At 40.7% G+C, this 23,554-nt stretch carries 24 protein-coding genes and 1 pseudogene; 6 read left to right on the forward strand and 19 right to left on the reverse strand.

Translation table 11 applies throughout. The annotated features are described in order from the left end of the window. Positions 1-215 precede the first annotated feature (215 nt). From cysE to TOL9009_RS0110900, 3 genes are all read right to left on the reverse strand, one after another. Positions 216-980: a serine O-acetyltransferase gene (cysE, locus tag TOL9009_RS0110890; protein ID WP_029632831.1), complete on the reverse strand. Its 765-nt coding sequence runs from the start codon at positions 978-980 to the stop codon at positions 216-218. Positions 981-1,816: 836 nt separating this feature from the next. Further along, positions 1,817-2,308, reverse strand: a complete 492-nt coding sequence (locus tag TOL9009_RS0110895; protein WP_029632832.1) for a hypothetical protein — start codon at positions 2,306-2,308, stop codon at positions 1,817-1,819. Between the two features lie 228 nt (positions 2,309-2,536). Next, on the reverse strand, positions 2,537-4,195 hold the full coding sequence (locus TOL9009_RS0110900; RefSeq protein WP_029632833.1) for a DUF3352 domain-containing protein: 1,659 nt from the start codon (positions 4,193-4,195) through the stop codon (positions 2,537-2,539). 241 nt (positions 4,196-4,436) lie between these two features. On the opposite strand from TOL9009_RS0110900, the gene TOL9009_RS0110905 reads away from it, so the two are divergent. From TOL9009_RS0110905 to TOL9009_RS0110920, 3 genes are all read left to right on the forward strand, one after another. Continuing rightward, positions 4,437-4,784, forward strand: a complete 348-nt coding sequence (locus TOL9009_RS0110905) for a rhodanese-like domain-containing protein (RefSeq protein WP_029632834.1) — start codon at positions 4,437-4,439, stop codon at positions 4,782-4,784. 723 nt (positions 4,785-5,507) lie between these two features. Beyond that, positions 5,508-6,584 carry a heat-inducible transcriptional repressor HrcA gene (gene hrcA / locus TOL9009_RS0110915; RefSeq protein WP_029632835.1) on the forward strand — a complete coding sequence of 359 codons (1,077 nt, stop codon included), beginning with the start codon at positions 5,508-5,510 and terminating at the stop codon, positions 6,582-6,584. A gap of 12 nt (positions 6,585-6,596) precedes the next feature. Next, positions 6,597-7,274, forward strand: coding sequence for a hypothetical protein (locus tag TOL9009_RS0110920; RefSeq protein WP_029632836.1), 678 nt, complete (start codon positions 6,597-6,599; stop codon positions 7,272-7,274). A 97-nt stretch (positions 7,275-7,371) separates the two neighbouring features. On the opposite strand, the gene crtW is transcribed toward TOL9009_RS0110920, so the two are convergent. The 3 genes and pseudogenes from crtW to tnpB all read right to left on the reverse strand — a co-directional run bounded on the left by crtW (position 7,372) and on the right by tnpB (position 10,136). Then, entirely contained in the window at positions 7,372-8,130 is a 759-nt protein-coding gene (gene crtW / locus TOL9009_RS0110925) for a beta-carotene ketolase CrtW (RefSeq protein WP_029632837.1), read from the reverse strand. A gap of 307 nt (positions 8,131-8,437) precedes the next feature. Beyond that, a pseudogene (locus TOL9009_RS49210) lies at positions 8,438-8,603 on the reverse strand (chlorophyll a/b-binding protein); the annotation flags it as partial. 267 nt (positions 8,604-8,870) lie between these two features. Next, positions 8,871-10,136, reverse strand: a complete 1,266-nt coding sequence (tnpB, locus tag TOL9009_RS0110935) for an IS200/IS605 family element RNA-guided endonuclease TnpB (protein ID WP_242055145.1) — start codon at positions 10,134-10,136, stop codon at positions 8,871-8,873. Between the two features lie 226 nt (positions 10,137-10,362). Here tnpB and TOL9009_RS0110940 point away from each other — a divergent pair, with 226 nt between their 5' ends. Continuing rightward, the gene (locus TOL9009_RS0110940) at positions 10,363-11,181 is read left to right on the forward strand and encodes an SDR family NAD(P)-dependent oxidoreductase (RefSeq protein ID WP_029632839.1); all 819 of its coding nucleotides are present in this window, start codon (positions 10,363-10,365) and stop codon (positions 11,179-11,181) included. Positions 11,182-11,350: 169 nt separating this feature from the next. Here the strand turns inward: TOL9009_RS0110940 and TOL9009_RS0110945 are convergent, their stop codons facing one another. The 10 genes from TOL9009_RS0110945 to aroC form a co-directional block, all read right to left on the reverse strand. Then, positions 11,351-11,638, reverse strand: a complete 288-nt coding sequence (locus TOL9009_RS0110945; RefSeq protein ID WP_051502864.1) for a S1 RNA-binding domain-containing protein — start codon at positions 11,636-11,638, stop codon at positions 11,351-11,353. Positions 11,639-11,736: 98 nt separating this feature from the next. Then, positions 11,737-12,441 (reverse strand): hypothetical protein, encoded by a 705-nt coding sequence (locus TOL9009_RS0110950; protein ID WP_029632841.1) that lies wholly within the window; start codon positions 12,439-12,441, stop codon positions 11,737-11,739. A 194-nt stretch (positions 12,442-12,635) separates the two neighbouring features. Continuing rightward, the gene (locus tag TOL9009_RS0110955; protein WP_029632842.1) at positions 12,636-13,085 is read right to left on the reverse strand and encodes an SRPBCC family protein; all 450 of its coding nucleotides are present in this window, start codon (positions 13,083-13,085) and stop codon (positions 12,636-12,638) included. A 19-nt stretch (positions 13,086-13,104) separates the two neighbouring features. Continuing rightward, on the reverse strand, positions 13,105-13,293 hold the full coding sequence (locus TOL9009_RS0110960; RefSeq protein ID WP_029632843.1) for a CPXCG motif-containing cysteine-rich protein: 189 nt from the start codon (positions 13,291-13,293) through the stop codon (positions 13,105-13,107). 284 nt (positions 13,294-13,577) lie between these two features. Continuing rightward, entirely contained in the window at positions 13,578-15,224 is a 1,647-nt protein-coding gene (locus TOL9009_RS0110965) for a B12-binding domain-containing radical SAM protein (protein WP_029632844.1), read from the reverse strand. A 144-nt stretch (positions 15,225-15,368) separates the two neighbouring features. Then, positions 15,369-15,623 carry a SemiSWEET transporter gene (locus tag TOL9009_RS0110970; protein ID WP_029632845.1) on the reverse strand — a complete coding sequence of 85 codons (255 nt, stop codon included), beginning with the start codon at positions 15,621-15,623 and terminating at the stop codon, positions 15,369-15,371. Between the two features lie 123 nt (positions 15,624-15,746). Beyond that, positions 15,747-16,130, reverse strand: coding sequence for a toxin-antitoxin system TumE family protein (locus TOL9009_RS0110975; protein WP_029632846.1), 384 nt, complete (start codon positions 16,128-16,130; stop codon positions 15,747-15,749). Positions 16,131-16,135: 5 nt separating this feature from the next. Then, positions 16,136-16,411: a hypothetical protein gene (locus TOL9009_RS0110980; RefSeq protein WP_029632847.1), complete on the reverse strand. Its 276-nt coding sequence runs from the start codon at positions 16,409-16,411 to the stop codon at positions 16,136-16,138. 158 nt (positions 16,412-16,569) lie between these two features. Continuing rightward, positions 16,570-16,923, reverse strand: coding sequence for a hypothetical protein (locus tag TOL9009_RS0110985; RefSeq protein ID WP_029632848.1), 354 nt, complete (start codon positions 16,921-16,923; stop codon positions 16,570-16,572). A gap of 168 nt (positions 16,924-17,091) precedes the next feature. After that, entirely contained in the window at positions 17,092-18,180 is a 1,089-nt protein-coding gene (aroC, locus tag TOL9009_RS0110990) for a chorismate synthase (protein ID WP_029632849.1), read from the reverse strand. 306 nt (positions 18,181-18,486) lie between these two features. On the opposite strand from aroC, the gene TOL9009_RS38840 reads away from it, so the two are divergent. Further along, positions 18,487-19,728 (forward strand): glycosyltransferase, encoded by a 1,242-nt coding sequence (locus tag TOL9009_RS38840; protein WP_051502865.1) that lies wholly within the window; start codon positions 18,487-18,489, stop codon positions 19,726-19,728. Between the two features lie 42 nt (positions 19,729-19,770). Then, on the forward strand, positions 19,771-20,019 hold the full coding sequence (locus TOL9009_RS0111005) for a hypothetical protein (protein WP_029632851.1): 249 nt from the start codon (positions 19,771-19,773) through the stop codon (positions 20,017-20,019). A gap of 22 nt (positions 20,020-20,041) precedes the next feature. Here the strand turns inward: TOL9009_RS0111005 and TOL9009_RS44435 are convergent, their stop codons facing one another. The 3 genes from TOL9009_RS44435 to TOL9009_RS38855 are packed head-to-tail and all read right to left on the reverse strand — an operon-like array spanning position 20,042 to position 23,433. After that, a complete protein-coding gene (locus tag TOL9009_RS44435; RefSeq protein WP_084763174.1) occupies positions 20,042-21,358 on the reverse strand; it encodes an SAM-dependent methyltransferase in 1,317 nt (438 codons plus the stop codon). Positions 21,359-21,366: 8 nt separating this feature from the next. After that, positions 21,367-22,173, reverse strand: a complete 807-nt coding sequence (locus tag TOL9009_RS38850) for a PIG-L deacetylase family protein (RefSeq protein WP_084763176.1) — start codon at positions 22,171-22,173, stop codon at positions 21,367-21,369. Between the two features lie 6 nt (positions 22,174-22,179). Beyond that, positions 22,180-23,433: an acyl-CoA dehydrogenase family protein gene (locus TOL9009_RS38855; protein WP_084763177.1), complete on the reverse strand. Its 1,254-nt coding sequence runs from the start codon at positions 23,431-23,433 to the stop codon at positions 22,180-22,182. Between the last annotated feature and the right edge of the window lie 121 nt (positions 23,434-23,554).

Here is a 23,554-nt window from a genome sequence, read left to right on the forward strand (position 1 = left end):
CTTTTTTTTCGTTGCCTATCTCAATATTCTGTTTGAGTAGCTTTTCGAGCGAAACGTTAGCGACGCAGGAGCGTCACCTGTTCGCGTAGCGTCTCCGTAAGGAGAAGCACCTGCCGTCATCGGGCATGGAAAGAATCGTATTAAAACGCGCATCACTTACAGCCGCTTCTTTAATTCCCAATGCCCATTCCCAATTGCCCAATGCCCCATCTTCCTCAAATCCCCGCACCATCAAGAAACTGCTGAATAGCCTTATCTCTGAGGTCGCAGCGTAATTTATTTTCTGTTTCTTCACCTTCGTTAGCGGCAAATTTACCCGCCATCACAGGAGTTTTTGGAGAAGATTGAAGTTCTTGAAGCTGTTGTATTTGTTGTTCTAACAACTCTATGCGGTCAACTAAGGCGCGAATTACTTGTGCCTCAGAATCAGGTAAATTGTTATGTTCTAAAGGAGAAACTTTGACTCCAGAACGATAAACAATGCGACCAGGTACGCCGACCACAGTACAATCAGAAGGGACATCCCTTAGAACAACTGAGCCGGCACCGATGCGGACGTTGTTACCAATTTGAATATTACCCAGTACCTTCGAGCCGGCACCAACTACGACATTTTCCCCTAAAGTTGGGTGTCGCTTGCCGCTTTGTTTACCAGTACCACCAAGGGTGACACCTTGATAAATAAGCGCATAGTCACCAATAATCGCTGTTTCACCAATTACCACGCCCATACCGTGGTCAATAAATACACCCTTGCCAATAGTTGCACCTGGGTGAATTTCAATTCCAGTCAAAAACCTAGCAATGTGGGAAATCAGCCGGGGAAAAAAGGGAATAGCAATTATATGCAGTCGGTGAGCCAGCCGATGGAATAGCAAAGCTTGCAAACCTGGGTAGCAAAATAATACTTCCAACCAGTTACGAGCGGCTGGATCACGTTCAAAAATGATGCGAAAGTCTGTACGCAGTGTAGATAGCACTTTTATGGTACCCTCGGAAAGCAAAACGAGCTACTTATCTATTTTATCCTTCCGAGTGCGATCGCTCTTATTTTAGCTGAAGCAAAAAGAAGCCTCTCACCTACCCGCAAGGGAGGTGATGAGATGAATTTTTGGGTGATAAGGAGTCCCACCCCCCCCACCAATAATGACTGTCACTCCCGCAAGGGAGTGGGGTGGGCGACGAATCGCCAAGCTCTGAACTAGGGTTCTCAGCGCTTCAGACATCGGTATACCTAAACTTTGTGCAAACTCCTTTAAAAGCCCTAATTCCCTATCATTAAGTTTTGTTTCAACGAAGAGGCAGGGGGCAGGGGGCTTTCTAGCGGGGGGAAATGACCCCTGACTCCTGCCGTGGAGCGGAGCGGAACATGGGTCTGAGTCCCCCAATAAGAGTTAAGTGGCTCTCGTTCAGGTGGGGTCGAATCCCCCTTTCTGTTCCTTCTCCCCTGCTAAGAGCTCCCTGCTCCCTTGCCTCTTTTTCAACTCTATTTGTTCTAGACATAATTACGACAATTCACCGTAACTATGAGATACTTAAATAGTGCAGGTTTAATCAAATTAATAGCTAGCTGCTTCCTGCACGATGTACCTTGGAAACTCAGAGTATGGGGTTCTGCCCAGTAATAGGCACTTCGGTGTCGCCACTGTGGGTAGGTAAAACTCTGGCAGTACAAAAGATTGAACATTTTTGTATTGCTCAACTGTGCGGAGGGGCATCTCGTGCAGTCTAAACAAAGCTCAGTCAATGTCCGACGGGATACCGGGAGTCGCTGAGAAGCCTACACTGTATTGCTTGCAATCAGTGTAGGAGTATGTCACGGTTGCTCCACTCTTAGGGTGTAGTTGCCCTTGTCTCCAGAATTAAATGTACCTACCCAAATCTTATAAGTTCCAGCTTTCCAGTCACTACCTTGAATGCTGGCATCTTTTCTTTTACCAGTGTCATCTCCGCAACGAATACTTGCGTCGTCTGGTCCTTGGATGACTAAAGTGGTATCTTTGCCACCACTATTTACTCGTATATTCAACTGGGAAAAATCTTTATCCAAAACCATCAGGTGATCTGGTTTGGGATCGGCAAAACCAATACAAGCATTTCTGTCGCGATCGCGGTTACTAATCGCAGACAATGAATAAGAACCGCCAGTATACCCTTCTACCGTTCCTTGTGCTGGTGCAAACCCTGGTGCCAAACTTAACTTGGCAAAGTTTGACGTGTCTGCCATTACAGGGCTAGCAGTAATAGCACTTAACACCGCTAAAATTAAGCCGCTTCGCAACTGAAGTCGGGGGCGAAAATATTTCATATTAGCCCTCCAACAGGGTCTTTATAGTTGTTTTATATACCTATATTATAGAATGCAATCAGGTATATTTATCCATGTGTGCCACATTAATATGTGCCACAATGAAAGTTTTTGTGAAGCCGGGGGGAGGGGGAGATGGGGAGAGGGGGGAAAGAAGAATTGTCCCCCTTATCCCCTTATCCCCTTGTCCCCTTGTCCCCTTATCCCCTTGTCCCCCTTGTCACTACGTCACGAGTGATGAAGCTCGAAGAAGATGCCACCTTTGAGTAATCCGTTGTCGCTACCGTAACTACTAACTATGAGCGATCGCACTTTGTCCAGATACGGTTTAGCGACTACTTCGACTAACTTGAGAATGGGTATTTGACGTTCTACAATCTGGTGACTCTTTGCCCAATCGAGGTAAAGATAGCCTTGATTCGGTTGGGGAATTGCAGCGATACTATCTTGGAAATTGCGATTTTTCACTAAGGAATTATCCTTGATTTTGAGGATTTGATTCATGACATCAATTGAAGAAGTAAAAATTTCGTAATTTCCTAAACTTGTATGTACCCCCTGGGCTTTTGTTTTGAGGTTAATCGATTCCGAACCGCGCTCGGCATTATTCGTCACGGTTGTTAACTTTGTCCAAGCAAAGATTTTTTGATTGTCTAAAGTGAGGGAGTTAACGTTTAATCCTTGGGATGAAGCGATCGCATCTAACTGAGAAATCAATAAAGGAACACCTTCGGTTTTTTCCACCACAAAAACCCAGTCAGGATTAATTTGCTGTTCGTGAGGTAACAATGCTATAGCGTATTCACCTTTTACCCAACTGAAAATATCACGACGCAAATCGATACCCCAGGCTTTTTCTACATCCGCAAAGGGTTGCACCAAGCTAGAAGTAACATCTTTTTGCGATCCAGATATTGCCGTTGTCAGTTGTTTCCAAAGTTGAGCTAAATCGCTTTTATCCAAATTGCTCAAATCAACACCGGAAATTGCTAAACCTGCTGTTTCGGGTATATATTCCAATGCTGTTACAGGTTGCGAAAGTTGTGAAAATGGCGGTGATGTTGCCGATGATGCCAAAAAGCTGGTTTCTGCGAGCAATCCTTTCGGGTTCAATGCTAAGGAAACTATTTGGCTGTCATAAGTTGCTTCTGACAGCTTTAAATTTTGCCATTCGGCTATAGCGGGAAGATTGAGAAAAGCCGCAGCTAAAGAGTCTTTCGGCAGTTGTTTCAGCGCTTTCTGATATTGGAGGGAATTTGTCAAATTGAGATCCGGTGCTTGGACATTATTAATTGCATCTCGCAGCACTTTTGGATCGTTGGCAAATAAGATAAAATCGCCTACAGATGCACCGGCAAGCAAACCTTTTTCCGATGGGGAAGTGTCAGAAATCAGCTTTACACCTTCGTATTGTTCGACAACTAAGTTTTCCCCAGCGATCGCTCGCTTGGAAAATAACAACTCCACAAACTCGCGGCTTTTTTCGGGTTGATTGCTGAAGAGTGCCATTAGATACCCGGTTTGCAGTCCGTTTGCGGCGTCGCGATCAATATCTAAGGTGGTGACAGCTAGTGTAATTTCGTTCCCCAACCAGGGTTGAACGTCTTTTTTGTAATCAATGCCAGTATTAGCTAATAAACTTGTTTTCAATTTTGACAGTTCGCGATCACTACTACTAGCCTCCAATTTGTCTGGATTTATCAGCATTGATAGCATAACTGGTGCCCTTTTAGACACGAAAATGGCAGCACCTGGTTCCGAAGCAGTCCCACCACCAATGAGGTTAACCGGACTTTTGCCAAAGAACCAGTAAAAGCCTGCGATAATAATCAATAGCAGTGCGATCGCACCAGCTGCTAGAAAACCAAACAATGAGTTTTGTCTCATAATTTTCTTTTAAAGACCACGTAAGCGGCTTTTACACACAACAATAATGTGAAACCGTCTTCTCAACAGAGAAAATGCGGTATTGATACTAAGACTAAGTTTATTACCGAAACCTGAGCAGAAATCTATTAAAAATAAAGAATGGGGCATTGGGCATGGAAAGAATGCTATTAGATATAGAACAGGCATCAAAAATCGAGCGTCTTTAATTCCCATTGCCCAATGCCCATTGCCCTAATCTATGAATACCCAACCTATTACCCAAATTAGTGTAGATGAACTGGCGGAACGTCTAACTTCAGGCGATCGAGATATTCAGTTTGTGGATGTGCGCGAACCAGAAGAATTAGCGATCGCTAGTATTGAGGGTTTTGTCAATCTACCCCTGAGTCAATTTGGCGAATGGGGTAATCAAATTCCCACCCGTTTCGATCCTCACGCTGAAACCCTTGTATTATGTCATCATGGCATTCGCTCCGCTCAGATGTGTCAGTGGTTAGCGGATCAAGGTTTTACAAATGTCAAAAATATTGCCGGTGGTATTGATGCCTACTCCACCTTGGTTAACCCTTCCATTCCTCACTATTAGGATTAAGTAAGTGGGCAAAATTAAATGTAAAATACCTAGTTCGTAGTGAGCGGTTTACCGCTCGTCCCTAAGGATTTTAACGGTTTAAGCCGTTAGTACGTTAAGAAGCCTTTATTTATGGGCATCTGCTTAGAAACTAGATAAAACAGATTACACCCAAATTATTCTTTGTCTGCCGGGACTTACTTTTCCGGTTGAGTTTTGGTATTGTTAATATAATACTAAATAAATTTATGGTTTTGTAAAAAAAAGCTTAACAATACTTGCAAAAAATAATATTTTGGTGAATTTATCAAAGACTAATTGCGTGTATTTTTCCGATTTTGAATAAAATCCAACAAAAATTAATAAAAAGTTGTGTAAATGTACGGCAATAAATAAAACCAAACTCACAGAACAGGTAAATTTGGGAGTTTAGCTAATCCCGTAAGAAGCCTCTCACTCAGTCCGCAAGGACGAATGATGAGATGAATTACGGGTGAGTTGACGACAATCCTTTGACCGATTTTCACTCTTTAGGGAAAGAGGGAGAAGGACAGGGAGGACACAAGAAATCCACTACTGCGCTTTCTGTTGGACAGGAAGCCTACGCTCCCGCTTCGCGGTGAGCGTAGGTAGTTCACTTTTACTTATTATAATAGAAGTAAATAATTTGCTATTTTAATTGAAAACTTATTAATTTTTTCACAATCTAATAAAATTCAGCTTCGTAAAACATTTCCTATGCAAGTCAAGCTGACCAATCGACAACAGCATATACTTTGGGCAACGGTACGACATTATATCGCTACCGCAGAGCCTGTGGGTTCTAAAGCTTTGGTTGAAGAATACGACCTCGGTGTTAGTTCAGCCACAATTCGCAACGTAATGGGCTTTTTAGAAAAAGGTGGGTTGCTTTACCAACCTCACACCTCTGCCGGACGCATACCTTCAGACTCTGGCTATCGTACTTATGTAGACCAGCTCATTACACCTTCAGAAAATTTATCACGAGAGGTAGAAGCATTACTGCAAAAGCGCCTCAAGTGTGAAGATTGGAGTTTAGAGGCTCTATTGCAAGGAGCGGCACAAATATTGGCAACTTTGAGTGGTTGCATTAGTTTGATTACCATGCCGCAAACCGAAAGAGCAACGTTGCGACATTTGCAAATGATGCAAATTGAAGCGGGACGGATAATGCTGATTGTAGTGACGGATGCTTATGAGACGCATTCGACATTAATGGATTTGCCAGCAGTATCGGCAGAAACACAACTTGAACCAGAAGTCATCGATCGCGAGTTGCAGATTATTTCTAACTTTTTAAATAGCCAGTTGCGGGGACGGAGTTTGTTAGAATTAGCCACTCTCGACTGGACGCAGTTAGATCGAGAGTTCCAACGTTACGGAGAATTTTTGAAAAACTCAGTCGCAGAATTAGCCCGTCGTACTATCACACCATCTGCTACACAAATTATGATTCGCGGCGTCGCAGAAGTTTTGCGCCAACCAGAATTTTCTCAACTACAACAAGTGCAAACGATTATCCAACTACTGGAGGAAGAACAAGACCAACTGTGGCGGTTAATATTTGAGGAGCCTCCATCAAATGAGGTGGGTAAAACACGGGTAACGGTTCGGATTGGCTCGGAAAACCCCCTAGAACCGATACGCAGTTGTACCTTAATTTCTGCCAATTATCGCCGAGGTTCAATACCTGTGGGAAGCGTGGGAGTTTTAGGACCAACGCGCTTAGATTATGAAAGTGCGATCGCTGTCGTTTCTGCTGCTGCTGATTACCTCTCAGAAGCTTTCAGTTAACCAATTTCAAATATGTTGAGAAAAATCGCTTTTGGGCTGCTGTGGCTGGGATTCATTACCTATGCTTTTGTTTTTGCCCCTGCCGATCAACCGGATACATTTGAGTTAATTAAAAACCTTTCTACCGCACAATGGCAAGGCATTAACCCTTTAATAGTTGCACTATTCAACATTATGGGCGTTTTCCCTATAATTTATAGTGCAGTATTATTTATTGACGGCAGAGGGCAAAAAATACCCGCTTGGTTGTTTGCTATTCCCTCTTTCGCAGTTGGCGCATTTGCGATTTTACCTTACTTGGCTTTACGGGAACCAAATAAACAGTTTACTGGCAAAAAAGACTTTTTCATTAAACTGTTAGATTCTCGTTTCACAGGTATTGCACTAACTTTAGGCACAATTATTTTAGTTGCTTATGGCTTACAAGGCGGAGACTGGGTAAATTTTTTTGAAAAGTGGCAAACTAGCCGTTTCATCCATGTGATGAGTTTAGATTTCTGCGTACTTTCCCTAGTTTTTCCGGCATTATTAGGAGATGATATGGCACGTCGTCAGGTGAAAAATCCTCGGCTACTTGGGTTAATTACTTTGATACCGTTGTTTGGTTCGTTAATATATTTGTCTGTGCGTCCACCTTTATTAGAAAATAGTGCAGAAGCAGTATCTATTAAACAACCGATAGCGAATTAATCTTAATCGTAGTAAGCACTTCAGTGCTTAAATAACCGTTGAAACGCTTACTACGAAATACCTATTTTTCGCGTAAAGACGTTCCAACGGAACGTCTCTATCTAACTCGTAACTTGCTTTTATAAATTTCTGGTAACTCCCACCAAGAAACATGAGGATATTCATGATGTTCTTCATGGTAGCCGAAATGATAACAGGTGATAAATGACCACCAAATTGGACGGGAGATAGTTTGAGCGCGATGAGGTTCACTATAACCTGATTCTGGCTCGGTATGAGGTAAAAAAGTGCCAAAATAAAATAACTGTAATGAACTTACAATTGAGGGTATGACCCAAAAGTAAGTTAAATTATCTTTGGGTATATGGGTTGTGTAATTAACAACATTATATATAATCATCAAGGCAATAATTTGAGTCCAACTCCAGTAAGCTTTCATAAAATGAAAGTACCAAGCAAAGAAATTTTTATGTTTACCGTTATGAAAATCCGGGTCTATTTCAGTAGCAGGATTGTGGTGGTGTAACCAATGTTTTTTCAATAATTTTTGATATGGTAAAAGACCATAAAGAGAAAGGCATAATGACCCAATAAAATGGTTAACTTTAGTATTTTTAGGAAATACTACCCCATGCATAGCATCATGTGCTGTAATAAATAAACCAGTATATAAAAATGTTTGCCAAAAGATGATAGGCAATAACATTAAAAAGTTAAACTGGGTAATGTCAAGTGAAAGTAACACTACAAGACTAATTGCCCATAATCCAATAATGGCAATTGCAATGAAGACTGATGTATTTGATTCCCTGGTCAATTTTATCGGACGACTGGGCGATTGTTCTAATGAAATCACGCTTTTTCTCCACGTAGCAGATGAAAATTTCACAAAGTATAGTCATGGCAAATTACACTAACCACTAGGTTGAAAAATCCTAGAAGTCAGTGTTATGCGTTGAACATCGCCAAATAACTAAATATTTAGAAAGATGAAGTTATGCTAACTATTATTACACAATTAGCCATACTAAGTACATTTTTATATATGCAACTAGACTCATAGAAGTGGGGACACTGGGAAAAAGTGTTTGCATTTACTCTCAGTGTCCCAGGTTGTATAATCAGCTTGTCAAGTCTAATTGACACAAACAGCTAAAACATGCTTAACGGGCATAGGAAACGAGGTGTAATACGTCACGTACCACGCTGTAGCCGTTCAAGTCCCAAAGAAGGTAGGCTAAAAAACCAATCATTGCAAAGCGTCCGTTCCATAGTTCAGCTTGGGGAGTAAAGCCAAACTTGAAGGCCGACGCGATCGCTTCCATTATATGAGGTTTCGGTCGCATCAGTGGGGAATGGTCCGACAGATTGACGATTGCTGACACCGACAGGAGTTTTAGCTGGATTAGTAGGTGATGGTTCCATTGTTAATTTTTCTAAATAATGTATTTACACTTTAATAGTATTCAGGTAAAGAGATAACGCTATCTATCCGGGGTTCCAAAGTGTCCGCAAGTCCAAAGGATGAGATTTTGGGCATTGTGGGGAAAATTTGTATTGCTTTATGTCAATTAACATTGGATTAACCTTTGAACCTCACACGACTGAAAGTCGCGTGATTCCTGCTTCAACGAACTCTGCCTGAATTACTTCAGGACTTACAATTTCTCCACAGGCGCTTTTTATAACCTCCGGCGTACCGACGGCGGTTAATAATCTCAAACCTTCGCTTAATATGTTAAGTGCTGCGTTTTTATCCCTCAAATTATAGCTATTGCAACTAGGGCAAGACCATTCGCGCAAGTTTAAATCACGAAGCAATGGGTTAATGAAACCACAATGATTACAAGTCTGAGATGAGGGGTAAAATGTACCGACTTTCTGCACAATTCTGTCATGCCACAGAGCTTTGTATTCAAGCATGGCGACAAACTTGGACCAGCTAGCGTCTGAAATACTCAGGGCTAATTTATGGTTTTTAACCATGTTGGCAACTCGTAAATCCTCAATACAGATAATGCTGTTTTCTTTGATTAAGCGAGTTGAAAGTTTGTGCAGAAAGTCGTCTCTGAGATTGGTAATTCTTTCGTAGGTACGAGCCAGCTTGATTTTCGCTTTGACTCTATTACTACTACCTTTTACACTGCGGGATAGTTTTTTGTGGCATGAGCGTAACTTACGAGTTTGAGTTCTATAATACTTTGGGTTATCTACTGTCTCACCATTACTAGTAACGAGATAAGACTTAATCCCTAAGTCTAAGCCAATATTTTTTGTTACTTGGGGATGTTTTTCTATCTTTGTTTCGCACAAGATACTAGCAATATATTTACCGGACGTTGTGCGACTAATAGTAACGTTGACAAGCTTCCCAGTAATGTCTGACGCTCGATGACTCGCTACCGCTTCGCTATGGGATTTGTGGAACCTTACCCACCCTAACTTTGGAAGTTTTAAACGATTCTCTATTAATTGAATATTACCGTTAGTAAGATTCGTTTTGTAAGACTGCTTGCAACCATGCTTCTTTTTGAACTTGGGGAAGCCGACATCTTTTTTATTTTTAGACTTTTTCAAGTCAGCAAAAAAGTTTTTGTATGCTGTCTCTAAATTCTTGAGTGAGTTTTGCAGAGCAAATTTATCTACTTCCTTTAACCACTCAATCTCCTTTTTGAGTAGAGTTAGCTGCTGGCTGCAAGCATTATAGTTTAAAGTCTTCTGCTCCGTGGCATATAACTCCTGTCTTAGTGCCAAAAAGCGGTTGTACACATATCTGGCACAACCAATTGTCTTGTTGATTAAGACTTCTTGATTATGCGTGGGTATGAGAGTAACTTTAAATGCTTTTTGGATGGATGACAATTTCTTGAATTTGCTGAATATCATTGAATTTTAACATAAAGTATCACCTAATATAGAGCGCCTAACTCATGACTGGAAGTCACGAGTGTGCGGCTTGAAGACATCAAGTGAAATCAAAACAGGAATAAGCAGGACAAATTGTCATCAAATATCTAACGCAAGTCAGAAGGATTCTGAAAAATTATTGCCCAAACTATAAAGAGTAAATAGCGTTTTTATTTAAAATATGGCTTCTACAGTCTTTATTACAGGTGCTTCTCAGGGTATTGGTAAAGCAACCGCTCTTATGTTTGCCCGCAAAGGTTATAATGTAGTACTTACAGCGCGTCACACTGACTCGCTGGAAGCAGCAGCGCAGGAAATCCGAAGTGTTACTAATGCAAAACCATTAATTATTTCTTGCGATGTTACAGAACCATCACAAGTAAGCGCAGCAGTAGAAAAAGCGTTGGAACATTATGGCAATATCGACATACTGGTAAACAATGCTGGTATTTATGCATCCGGACTAGTTGAGCAGTTTTCTTTGAGAGATTGGCATCAAGTTATAGATACTAATTTATGGGGATATATCTATACAATTAATACACTTTTGCCTCATTTTTTGGAACGTAGAAGTGGAAGTATTATTAATGTAAGTTCCATTGGTGGTAAAGTACCTACTCCTTATTTAGTTCCCTATTGTACTAGTAAGTTTGCTGTCACAGGTTTGACAGAAGCACTGCAAGCAGAATTAAAGCCTAAAGGTATTCATGTTTGTGGAATTTACCCAAGTCTAATTAAAAGTAATTTATTAGACCGGGCAATTTTTCGCGGTCAAGATGAGGAGGACGCTAAAAATCGTCGTGAACAACTTAATACTGTGTTGAAAACTCCGGTGGTGGAAAAGCCGGAGGATGTGGCAAATGCTATCTGGGTTGCAGTCAAAAATCAACGGTCTGAGGTAGTAGTTGGTTCGGCTAATTTCTCCCAAGCAGTTTATCGGTTGTTTCCTGGTTTACTTCAGTGGGTTTCTCGACAAGCTTTGAAAAATAAGGATAAATAAGCTGTTGGTTTTTAAAGTTGCGCTAATAGCTAATATCACAAAATACCATTAGCTATTAGCAAGCGATGTTTGATTGCAGCATTTACTTCATGCAGTCCAAAAAATGATATGCCTTCTTCTCTATAAATTATTAAGCCAACTTGTAGTTATTTCAACTTTCTACTCCAAATTACTTTGACTGATTTAACTGACTTGGCTTCATCCCTAACCTGATTTGTTGTCCCGTTTCCTTAAATCCCAACACTACTATATCTACTGACGAACCAACTGGTGGATACTCAGATGGAGTCATATAACCTTCATCTTTAAAATCTGGAATTTCAACAAGACCTGTAAATTTTATCCCTGGAAGGGCAACGAATATCCCGAAAGGGAAATGCTTTGTGACTACTCCAGTCAACTTGCTTCCAAGCTTTAAATAATCTTTGATTTCTTCCCATGAATGCGCGTTAATCATTTTATTTTTCAAGTCTTCTACAGGAATCCGGTTTGATGCGTGAAAAGATACGTAGGGTGTGTTAGCTGCAAGAGTACGGCAGCTAATAGTATTGGTGATTAATTCCAGTGCAGGACTTTTTCTTTGAGTACAGTTTGACCGTTGTCAGAAATTTTTAGCACTTTTCGGGTGAGAACATAACGGATATCACCGTTGACTGCAATATACTGACTGGCTTCCGGTGTGCCTTTAGAATTATAGCTAGAGAGTGGAACTGCGATGCGACGATTACCACTTCTAGTTATAGCAATATAGTTTGTGGGAAGATTGCTGCCGCAAATATAAATAATAAAGCTTTTAGTTTCCGCTTCACCAAAGATATTTTCACCTTCAGGACAAGCTTTGGCAAGAGGTTGACCGTCACCAGCGATCGCATTATTTACTCTTTCTTTGAGAATAACACGTCTATTTTTAATTACTTGCAATTCATAGGGGGTGACAGCGTATGCTATTTCTCCCTTGCTAGCAATATAAGTTTCACCAGTTGTGCTACTTACAGGTACGGTGATTTTACTATTATCTGTTTTAGAAATACGCACGTAATATCCAAGCGCATTCTTATTATCACCTCGGCAAATATAAACAGAATATTTAGCTGTATCGAAACTGCGTTTGGGTAGTAATTTTGCCGATGGACAAATTTGTTGTGAGTTGTTTGCAGGTACGGCATTTACTGACGGTGTAAGCAAAAAGAATGAAGTTGCACTCAGCAAAGCTAACTTTAAAGTACCTTTGTAATTGAACCCTGGTTGTAAAAATTTCATGTTTTTCACGTTTTAAGCAGTAAAATTACTGTCAAATAAACTAGTTAATGGCGTTAAAATTCAGTAATCTAACGGTAGAAAAAGTATTTTTATTATCGTAAAAAAAGAGGCTCAGGACAAGTAGATATCCTGAGCGCTCATATATTCTTTAATGAAAGTTAATTTTGCGTGATTTTACTGTTAAGTGTATTCTCTTAACTTGACTCGCACTCTCGTTTAGTTACATAATGACGATAGCGAAACATTACTTCTAGTTGTGCTTGGACTAGCCAACCGCTGAAAAATTCTACAGAATCGCCACCTGGCATTGAAAAGGCGATCGCATCAGTTAATTTAGTTTTGCCATTTTCTGGTTCAAATTGATGTCGATGCACCCAAGATTCAAATGGACCTGATATCTGTTCGTCTGTAAATAGACGATATTCTTCACATTCAGTGTGACGTGCTAACCAAGTTAAAGGTAATAATCCTAAGAAAAGGCGAAATTCCGTAATCGCACCAATGTCAAGTCCCCCCTCCCGACGCATAACTTGCACTGGTTGCCAAGGTGGGGTAAGAAGTTGTAATATGTCTGGTCTTTTGTGAAATTTCCAAACAACTTCTACCGGTGCATTAATTACTGAAGAATGTTTAAAGTGAAGCATTGATAGAAAAACCTAAAATTCAACCTTCATATTCTGTATCAATTTCTATATCTAAAGTTTCTTCATCCACCCGCAGATATAAAATGTTTGGACGACAGCAAACTTGACAATCTTCTATATAAGATTGCTGTCCACCTGCACTCAAGTCTACAAAGGTTACGTTTGGTTCGCCGCAATAAGCGCAGTAAAATTCAGATGTTGTTTGCATTTTAATTTCAAAATTTTGACTGACGGTAGAGACGTTCCGTCGGAACGTCTTTACAATACGTTGAATTTATCGACGTATATTGTAAATATGCAACACCAAAAATTTTGACTGACGGTAGAGACGTTCCGTCGGAACGTCTTTACGATAGACATCTCCAGAGTCATACGTAGAAACGTAGCACAGAATAGTCTAATCAAGGGTTTCGGGCAACGCATAATTAGTTTCTACGCCTATGTCTGATGAGTTAGGGATTTCATGTCTTAATTCAGCAACGTTGAATAAAATTATAAGTTTAATGGCTGTAATTCCTTTGGCGATGAGTTAAATTTACTGGTGGCATCAGCCAGGTGTTTAATTAGTGTAGACTGTGGTAGGGGTCCTTGCAAGTGGCTCCAGGGTAATATTTGTTCGGTTGACCAGTCGGCGTGAACGTAAAAATCTAAGTCGGGAATTTGTCCTTTGAGTTGTTTGAAAGCACGTTTGTAACTACCCAAAGAATCGCCAAAGTTACGAGTTAATTGTAAAAGCTGAGAAAGTCGGCGATCGCCTCTCGATAACAAAGCTTGAATTATTGACCAATTGTAACTTTCTGGGCGAAAATCTATTCCCTGCGGTTTGAGTTGTTTTTGTAAAAATTGCAACCGTTTCTCAGCTTGGCGATTTACTCCAAGCCATTGAAAAGGCGTGTGTGCTTTGGGTACAAAGGTGCTACATCCTAGTGTTAAGCGCAATCCCGGAGCAGCTTTTTTGACAGCACGCATCATCGCCACAGTTTGCTCTAAATCTTCTGATTGTTCGCCAGGAATTCCCGCCATGCCGTAAAGTTTTAAACTAGATAAGCCACCAGCTTTGGCATTTACCGCAGCTTGGATGATTTCATCATTATGCAGCTTTTTGTTAATGATTTCGCGTAATTTTTCCGAACCGCTTTCTATGGCAATGGTAAGCGATCGCGTGTCTCGTTTGGCTAAAGTTTGCGCTAATTGGACAGTTACTGTATTAGTTCGCACCGAGGCAATACTCAAGCGTACATCGTCATATTTTGGCTGACTAATATAATCGAGTAACGATGCAAATTCGGGATGCTGAGTTACTGAAGCTCCTAATAATCCTAACCGATTTGTAACAGCTAAACCTCTTTCGATTGCTGGAATTAAAGATTCTTCGATACTCGCAGTTCTAAAAGGTAAAGTGAGATAACTTGCCAAACAAAAGCGGCACATTTCTGGGCAACTTCTCACCACTTCTACCATGTAAATATTTTCCCAAGCGGCTTTTTCGGTGACGACAGTTGAAGCTGAGAGAACATTGCCTCGGTAAGTTTGCTTCTGCACTATTGGGGGAATTTCTGTAGATATTGGTTGAATTGATTTGATGGCACCATTTAATGTGTGATATTCAACTTCATACAAACTAGGAACATAAATTCCTGGTACTTGTGCAAGTGCTTTTAATTGGATTTGTCTAGAAGCGTTTCTAACTTCTTTGTAAGCGTTAATAAAATTGCCCAATAAATCTTCACCATCTCCGAGTAGAATTACATCAAAGAAATCGGCAAAAGGTTCGGGGTTAGCTGTGAGAACGGGACCACCACCAAAAACTATCGGATGATTGCGATCGCGAATATCTGCCTTAATCGGAATTTCTAAAGATTCCAGTAGATTTAAAATATTTACATAATCGAGTTCCCACGACATCGAAAAGCCGACTAATTCCGGTTTTCTCGGAAGTTGTTCGTGAGTATCGGTAAACAAGCGACTCACTTGCACATCATCACGCATAGCCAAAGTTGCCCAAACTACCTGATAGCCTAGGCTAGTGATTCCCACAGTGTATTCATTGGGGAAAGCGAAAATTGTGGCGATCGCGTCGTTATCGGGGGTTGTGGGGGTAAATAAAAGCCGTTCAGCAGCGAATACAGATGATGTCACAGGTGTTTTTTAGGGAATGTTTGTAAAAGTTATGGCGAATATTATTCGCATCTACACAGACAAAACCCATTTTATTGAGTTCTTTGAAGTCCACGCAGGTGGACTTTGTATGTGTAGCCGCGACTTCTAGTCGTTAGGGCTTTTTCATCTATATTTAATTTTAAGCCATAAAATTATGATGTTAAAAAATAATGTTATCCCATTGGCGAGAATAATCGGCAACGCTTGTAGATATATACCGTAAAGTAGCCATAAAAAAATGCCGATATTAAAAGTAATCAGCATCACAAATGAAACATCTTTGGCTGATTTTGTTTGCCATGTTTTTATCATTTGCGGAATGAATGAAAATGTTGTTAAGGAAGCGGCGATTAATCCTAAAATTGTAATAAAATCCATTTGATTTGACCAGATAGAAAATACCCTGTTTACGCCAAAATTATGGCATTGTCTATTAAGAGTTACATCTTTTTATTTAGGGAAAGTGATAGAAGAGGGATAGTAAATCAGTTATGCTGCACTTTACCTGAAATCAGATTCCATGAAATCGATAAACTCAATGATACTTCGAGATTGACCAGGTTCAACGTTAGATTCTGAATCAATGTGAATATGGTGAGGAAAATTTGGTAAATTAGGGAAATGCTTAACGCTGTCCCAACGCTTTTTAAGGATTTGTTTTGCACCATCCATCCACTGATAACGGTAATCTAAAGTAATGTGTTGATTGTCTTTAATAGTGAATGATTCCGCTATTTCTAAAAAATCTTCATTGATAAGAATTAGTCTGGCGCGAAAATAGCCTCGATTTAATAGAATGCGCTCATCAACAATTTCTAGAGATAAAATAATTGGACTGGTATTTAATTTTTCTTTAACAGCAGTAATAAATTGATATAAATTCATCTTCTTCAAGATGCTTGAATTTGGGCAGCATTCCACATTTCGTAATAGGTATTCCACTCAAAGAAGTCTATAGAATCTCCGAGTTCACCAGATTGAAAATGTTGGTAAAAATGCTTCGATGGCATATTATATTTTTCTTCAAAACTTTTCAGAAAACCTTCTAAATCAGCAATTTTTTGTGAAATAGATGATTCCTGAATTTTGTTTTCTAGTAGTTGCCGTTCTTCATTAGATAGAGAGAGAATAATTTGTGCTAATGATTCAACTAATCTTTGGTTCATATAATATCTTTATTCACTTTTGCATCTTTAGTTAAGCAAAATGATTGAGTAATTATTGATAAATAAATGCTTCAATCTAAAGGTATTATAGCTGTTTTATGAGGATGTACGCCTCAGGTGATCGCATTATCAAGGCAATGCCCTCACCCCCAACCCCTCTACGAGCGCTGGTAGAGGGGAGATAAAGCGCAGATCGGGGTCTTGAATCTCAAACTAGAAGCATATTTTTGGTGAGCGATCGCAATCGTTTCACTTAATTTACGCTTTTGGAGAAAATTAATATCCTGCTCACTTAACTGATTTTCCAAATCAAGCTTTTTAAGAATTTTATACAAGTGGCTTGATAATGATGAATCCTCATATTGGGTTGCTTTATACTTAGCTTTTAAAGCAGCAAATTCTCGCTTTAGTTCAAGTTCATTAGCGATGCTAATTGTTTCCCTAAGTTCGTGCTGTTCCAGCCAGGAAATTTCGGAATTAATTAGCTTTTTATCTGCATCCAGTTTTTGCAAGATTGGATATAGTGGACTCGATAGAGATACATCTAAGTATTCAATTGCTTGGTATTTTACTTTGCTTAACTTGTGTCATTTGCAACTATAGCAACACTTATAAAAAACAGGGATGGGAAAATCACCACCCCACAAGAGAGAAACTTTCTTGAGAAAATTGCGTGTTACCTACAACACTTTACACTGTCCTTGTTGCCGCAACAAATGATCGCACAATACTAAAGCAACCATCGCTTCTACCATCGGTACAGCACGCGGTAAAACGCAAGGATCGTGTCTTCCTTTGGCGGCTAAAAGCGTTTCTTCACCCTCATTTGTCACCGTTTTTTGTTCTTTTCTAATGGTAGCTGTCGGCTTAAATGCTACTCGTAAAATGATATTTTCGCCGTTGGAAATTCCCCCTTGAATTCCTCCAGAATGATTAGTTACAGTGCGAATTTCACCGTTTTCATCAATATAATATTCGTCGTTATGTTCAATTCCAGTTAACAGCGTCCCTGCGAAACCTGAACCAATTTCAAAACCTTTACTAGCGGGAAGAGACATTACACCTTTGGCAATATCTGCTTCTAATTTATCGAAAACTGGAACGCCTAAACCTTTGGGAACATTTCGCGCTACGCATTCTACCACACCACCGATAGAATCACCTTGTTTTGCGATCGCCTCAATTAATTCAATCATCCGTTCTGCACATTCGGCATCGGGACAGCGGACGATGTTACTTTCAACTTGTTCTAAAGTGACGGTATTTGCATCAATCGCACCTTCTAAATCTTTGATGCGCTTGACGTAACCGATAACTTCCACATTAGCGACTTGACGAAGAATTTTTTTAGCGATCGCACTTGCTGCGACTCTGCCAATTGTCTCACGCGCCGACGATCTACCGCCACCTTGCCAATTACGAATGCCATATTTGGCGTCATAAGTCGCATCGGCATGAGAAGGGCGATACTTTTGTTGCATTTCGTCGTAATCTTGAGAACGAGCGTCTTTGTTCCGCACCAAAATTGATATTGGTGTTCCCAAAGTTTTACCCTCAAACACTCCTGAGAGAATTTCGCACTTATCTTCTTCTTTGCGAGGCGTTGTAATCTTACTTTGTCCCGGACGCCTTCTATCTAATTCTACTTGAATTTCTTCAACAGAAATTTCTAGCCGTGGCGGACAGCCATCAATTATAACCCCCACACCACCGCCGTGAGACTCGCCAAAAGTAGTGACGCGAAATAGATGCCCAAAAGTGTTGCCCATAAAAGGAGTTAGTAGAGACGTTCCGGTGGAACGTCTGTGTCAGGTTTATGTATTTTAGCTGATGTCTTGTTCTCTGCACAAAGACAAAAAACATGAAAATTTTGTCTTTTTTTTTGTTTGCGATTTTGAAGGTTTTGGTTACTGCACCTATTGATAGAGTTTCAATCAATACTAATCTTGCTCTAGAAGGATTAAAAACAAATGATCAAATATCCACAATAAGCTTACTAAACTTCAAACTTTCTAAGTTGCTTTTTTGGATGAATACGCTCTGTTTGTTTTGCTGGAGATGGAAAAATGGTGTACATGGATAAGCGTTTACATGTGGTTGTTGATCCAAGTACACAACTTTACCGCAATACTCCTGCTTTAGTTGAAAAAACGCCCTTACCGCAATGTGAAATTTCCGTGATTGTTCCAGCTCGAAATGAAGCGGAAACATTGAGCGCAACGCTTTCGGCTTTAGCGCATCAGGTAGATTTGCAAGGACAGCGCTTAGATTTCAGGCGGTATGAAATAATTTTGCTACTGAATAATTGTAGTGATAATTCAGCAACGATCGCCTGGAATTTTGCACAACAACATCCAGATTTAGTACTGCACATAGTTGAAAAAACTCTACCTGCAACTGAAGCTTATATTGGTCGAGTTCGACAGATTTTGATGGATGAAGCCTATCGTCGCTTAATAAGTATAGGACGCAAGCGGGGAGTAATTGCTTCCACCGATGGCGATTCTCAAGTAAGCGAGACTTGGATCGCTGCGACGCTGTATGAAATTAATTGTGGTGCGGATGCAGTGGGAGGAAGAATTATTACACTCTCAAGCGATCGCGCAACTTTAGATCCCTACGCTAAAACTTGTCATCTACAGGAAGTCGGCTACCGTTACTTGATTGCAGAATTAGAAAGTTACCTTGACCCCGATCCTTATGATAGCTTTCCGCGACACTATCAACACTATGGGGCAAGTTTAGCCGTGACTGCACAAATGTATGCGATCGCTGGTGGTTTACCAGCCGTGCGAACACCGGAAGATGTCGCATTTTATCATGCTTTGGTGCGCGTCAATGCCCGTTTTCGCCACAGTCCGTTAGTGCGGGTAGAAACTTCCGCAAGACAAACCGGACGCACCGATATTGGTTTGGCTAATCAGTTGAATGAATGGTCACAAATGGGACGACAAAAGCAAGCATTTTTGGTAGAATCAGCAGCAGCAATTGAAACTCGTTATTCAGCGCGTCATCAGTTAAGAAGCATTTGGTTTTCTGTTCTTAACGGAAAGATGCCAACTCATATGCAATTAGCACCGTTAGCTGATATTTTAGGAGTTCCAACACAATGGCTTGTGCAAGAATTAAAACAACCATACACTTTTGGTCTGTTATTTGAGCGAGTTGAACAGCGTTCAAAAGAAGAAGGAATTTGGACACAGCGTTGGCAAAAGGTGGAAATTCAAACAGCAATTAGCGACTTACGGTTGCGTCTACAAAGTCTGCGTCGTGGTAACAAAGAAGAGGCAAATAAAGTGCCGACTTATGCTGTTTAAACATAAGTGCAAGACAAGTAACACGAACCGAGCGACAAGCCTATGAAGAGGGATGAGCCAGAAATGGAAAAAGATGAGCTTAGGTTAGAGTATGATTTAAATAGTCTACGAGTCAGACGGTTAGGCTCTGGACGAAATAATTTTGGTGAGACAGTTGTTCGCCTAGAACCTAATGCAGATGCTGTCAATGAGGCTTTAAGGTTTCTGCTCAGAGTAATGCAAGAAAACAAATCTCCTAGCCCAAAAACGCAGCATAATAACTCCGTACAGCAAACAGACGAAACCTCCTAGTAGTCTGTACAAAGATGATAAATCAAACCCGCTCAAATAAATCAAGTCGATATTGTTCCTCGCGTTGATTTGTTAAATGCCGCAGTTGAGTCGGGGTTAACTCCATAAATGAATCGTGAACTTGATCGCCATTTAAGGGATAATCACGCGCATATTGTGTCCAGTGAACTAAAAGCAGATGTCCTCCTGGTTCTAAGTGTTCTACAATGCACTGCTTGGCTTTTTGTAAGTCTTCCCAACACCAGTAATAACCAACTTCTGACACCAAAACTAAATCAAACATTTCCTCAGGATACTGTTCTGGTAAACGCATGATTTGAAATCGCACTTGCTTTAAGTGCTGACAGCGTTTAATTGCTTTTTCTTGAGCTAGCTTTGACACTTCAATTGAGAGTAAAGAGTCACATTTAGAGGCTAGCTTCTCAGTCAAAATGCCAATTGATCCGCCAATTTCAAAAGCAGATTTATAGCGTTTGGGTAAAGCCGCGATTGTTGCAGCATATTTCTTCGCTTCGTATTCGCTGGTTTCAAATTTCCACGGATCGGGATTAGTACCGTAAAGAGCTTCAAAATAACTTGGAGGAAGCGATACTCTTTCAGAATCACTGAGTGACCCCTTTTCTACCTCTAATAATTTTTCTGGCTTGAGGATGCTTGCAGTGTTCAAAGCTTCGACAAAGTTATCAAAGTTTACAAAGTCTTCGATAATCTGCTCAACTCCCGCATCCTGTAAAGTTTTCTTTTGTTTACCGCTAGCAACACCGACAAAAGCAAGTTGTAATTGCACAGCAGTTAAAACATCCCAAATTCCATCACCTATACAAACAATTTTTTCAAAATCGATTTGATTGTATACCGTTTTCGCTCTTGATATTGCGGTTTTGACAATATCTTCACGAGAAATACTATCATCGGCAGACGCTGTGGGCAATTGTCCAACATCTAGCTTTGCACTGTCAAGCTTCATGGAAGCTGATGCAGACCATCCTGCCGTTGCGAAAGCGATCGCCCAATTTTCTGTTTCTGCCAATTTACGCAACATTATCGATGCTCCAGGTATTTCCGCAAACAATGTATTATCCGCTGTGTAGCATTCCTGCAACAAATCGACAAAGCGATGCTGAAGCCGAGATAATTCACTTTGTTCGGGAATACGTCCGAGAAACTCCTGAAAAATTTGCAAAGTTATCCCAGAGTCGGTTGTATGTCCATAACTAGCCCAGTTCGTGTTAATATCTTCAATGCCAAACTCTAAAGCAAAGGCTTTCACAAAGCACTGGCTATCAACATCGTTTGTTTTAGTCAGCGTTCCATCAATATCAAAAATTGCTAATTTCATTAAAGTATTTAATTTTCAACTTCTAAATAAACTTCCCAAGGACGAGCGAAATTCAAAAGCATTTCTGGTGTTAACCGAAAACCTTCGGGATCGTCGTCAATTAAGTTGGTGATTTGCGAACGATAACAAGCGATCGCTTGTTGTTTCAACTCCACCACCGCAGCAATATCCAGACGCCAACTAGTGACTTTTTCCGATTCTTTCAAGTTTCCCCGTTGCGCCAAGTCCCAATCCCAGATAGGATACTCAATAATGCGGGGTGATAAATCCAAATTACCCAAAGCGGTATGAATTAACTTTGAAGTTGCTCGGTGGTCTGGATGAGGATCGTACCGCCACGGTAAAAAGATAATTTGCGGCGCAATTTCTCTTAAATAAGCACTACAACTTGCGATCGCACTGTTATATTGTGTGGAAATTGACCCATCTTGCATTCCGCAAAATGTCACATCATTAGGATTAACACCTAACATTGTCAAAGCTTCCAGCGTTTCACTTTCACGTAATGCTTGTAGCACAGGTGCGGGATATTTCTGTGAATTAGGGTGAGAAAGCGTACCATCACTGATAACCAATACGCAGACATCGCAGTTAAGAGAACGCAAAAGAGCGATCGCACCACCACAACCCAAAGTCTCATCATCGGGATGAGGTGCAACAATTAACACCGGACTGCAAACAATGTCCCCAACTGAATGCAGGGGTAAAGCACTGAGGTTAGTTAACGGTGATGCAAAACACCCTACCCCACCTGCGGGGTGGGATGCCGTTGACCCAGCTTTGTTATTGTCTAAATAGAGATCATCTGCGTTCATCTGCGTTCATCTGCGTTTTAAATTATATTCAGACCAAAGCGATCGCGCCGGATTACTTTCAGCTAACACATACTGTCCTACACTAGAAAGTGCCGCATCAAAAGCGGGTTGACGCAGATACAGGGTTAAATCTCTGATGATGCGTTCCATCGGATTTGGTGGTAGCAAACCACGAGTACCAACAGAACGTTCACACATTTGCATGACATCGATGCAAATTTGTTCAATTGTTGTCCGCACCATATTTGCATAAGCGACGAGTTGACTAGCTTGGGGGTTGTCAACCGTCGGATAACCACCAAACACAGGTGCATATGCTGCTACCATATCCGCAGCTGATCGCAACCAGATATTACCAGTTTCAATAGCGATCGCCATTCTACCGAGTCGTTCTCTTTGGTATGGATCGTTTGTATAATTGAGCTTTTGGAGATACTCGCGAGTTAAATCAAATAGTGCTTCCGCACCACCCAATTGCACCGCTGCAAAGCGAATTACTCCCACAGACAACCAAGGTTGTCTATAATAATCTCCAGGTTCACCAATTAAAGCATTTTGGTGCAACTCAACGCCGCTAAAATCTACTTTATAGCTAGCAGTTGCTCGCATTCCCGAAGGTTCCCACCAAGATGGATCGCTTACGGTTACTACTTCATCCATTGGGACAATGCACATTTGCCAAGTGCCATCGGGTAAGACACCATTCACAAAGGGACGCTCAACGTAGCCAGAACCAGAGCAAAAGGTTTTACAACCTTCGAGGCGATATTTACCATCCTCTAGAGGAATAATTTTAACACCATCAGCAGCCTCTGCATTCCAAACGCCAAATATTTTCTGGCGATCGCGTGCATCGTGAGCAGAAGTTGCGATTTGTTCTTTAGTACCAAAAGTTTGAATCAGTTGCAGCGTGTTGATATGTCCCTCATAAATTCGCCCAACTGCTAAATTACCACGCCCTATCTGCTTTAATAACATTAGCAGTTGTTGAGTTACACTCGAATCAACTCCCGCACCCCATCCCCCTAAACCTCGCTGTAAGGGTGCAGCTAATAAGCCGGCTTCGGCAATTAACTCAAACTCCTTTTTGGGGAAAGCGCCATTATAATCAATCGCGCTGGCGTTTAGCGCACAATAATCAGCAATTTCCGTTGCGCGTCTGAGAGCTTCCGCAATGCAAGAATCGTGCCATTCTGTAAGGATAACATCCTTTGATAGTTGAGTAGTAATAGCCGCCTCCTTGATATAACATATCTTCATACATTATTGAAGATAATGAAATTCAGTACGATAACGCCTCTATCTTCTGCGGGAAATTTCGTAGTAGGCACTTGTGTGTGATTAAAATGTGCAATTATTGTAGCAGTTTGCACGTTGGCTA

Source organism: [Scytonema hofmanni] UTEX 2349 (assembly GCF_000582685.1).
GTDB classification, from domain to species: Bacteria; Cyanobacteriota; Cyanobacteriia; order Cyanobacteriales; family Nostocaceae; genus Hassallia; species Hassallia hofmanni.

Coding starts and splice junctions, on each gene's coding strand:
- TOL9009_RS38855 (WP_084763177.1), bottom strand. CDS start 23,433: ATGAAGATATGTTATATCAAGGAGGCGGCTATTACTACTCAACTATCA.
- TOL9009_RS38840 (WP_051502865.1), top strand. CDS start 18,487: ATGGATAAGCGTTTACATGTGGTTGTTGATCCAAGTACACAACTTTAC.
- TOL9009_RS0110920 (WP_029632836.1), top strand. CDS start 6,597: ATGTTGAGAAAAATCGCTTTTGGGCTGCTGTGGCTGGGATTCATTACC.
- TOL9009_RS38850 (WP_084763176.1), bottom strand. CDS start 22,173: ATGAACGCAGATGATCTCTATTTAGACAATAACAAAGCTGGGTCAACG.
- hrcA (WP_029632835.1), top strand. CDS start 5,508: ATGCAAGTCAAGCTGACCAATCGACAACAGCATATACTTTGGGCAACG.
- TOL9009_RS0110960 (WP_029632843.1), bottom strand. CDS start 13,293: ATGCAAACAACATCTGAATTTTACTGCGCTTATTGCGGCGAACCAAAC.
- TOL9009_RS0110980 (WP_029632847.1), bottom strand. CDS start 16,411: ATGAACCAAAGATTAGTTGAATCATTAGCACAAATTATTCTCTCTCTA.
- TOL9009_RS0110945 (WP_051502864.1), bottom strand. CDS start 11,638: ATGATTAACGCGCATTCATGGGAAGAAATCAAAGATTATTTAAAGCTT.
- aroC (WP_029632849.1), bottom strand. CDS start 18,180: ATGGGCAACACTTTTGGGCATCTATTTCGCGTCACTACTTTTGGCGAG.
- TOL9009_RS0110895 (WP_029632832.1), bottom strand. CDS start 2,308: ATGAAATATTTTCGCCCCCGACTTCAGTTGCGAAGCGGCTTAATTTTA.
- TOL9009_RS0110970 (WP_029632845.1), bottom strand. CDS start 15,623: ATGGATTTTATTACAATTTTAGGATTAATCGCCGCTTCCTTAACAACA.
- TOL9009_RS0110950 (WP_029632841.1), bottom strand. CDS start 12,441: ATGAAATTTTTACAACCAGGGTTCAATTACAAAGGTACTTTAAAGTTA.
- TOL9009_RS44435 (WP_084763174.1), bottom strand. CDS start 21,358: ATGAAATTAGCAATTTTTGATATTGATGGAACGCTGACTAAAACAAAC.
- TOL9009_RS0110900 (WP_029632833.1), bottom strand. CDS start 4,195: ATGAGACAAAACTCATTGTTTGGTTTTCTAGCAGCTGGTGCGATCGCA.
- TOL9009_RS0110940 (WP_029632839.1), top strand. CDS start 10,363: ATGGCTTCTACAGTCTTTATTACAGGTGCTTCTCAGGGTATTGGTAAA.
- TOL9009_RS0111005 (WP_029632851.1), top strand. CDS start 19,771: ATGAAGAGGGATGAGCCAGAAATGGAAAAAGATGAGCTTAGGTTAGAG.
- TOL9009_RS0110955 (WP_029632842.1), bottom strand. CDS start 13,085: ATGCTTCACTTTAAACATTCTTCAGTAATTAATGCACCGGTAGAAGTT.
- TOL9009_RS0110975 (WP_029632846.1), bottom strand. CDS start 16,130: ATGAATTTATATCAATTTATTACTGCTGTTAAAGAAAAATTAAATACC.
- TOL9009_RS0110905 (WP_029632834.1), top strand. CDS start 4,437: ATGAATACCCAACCTATTACCCAAATTAGTGTAGATGAACTGGCGGAA.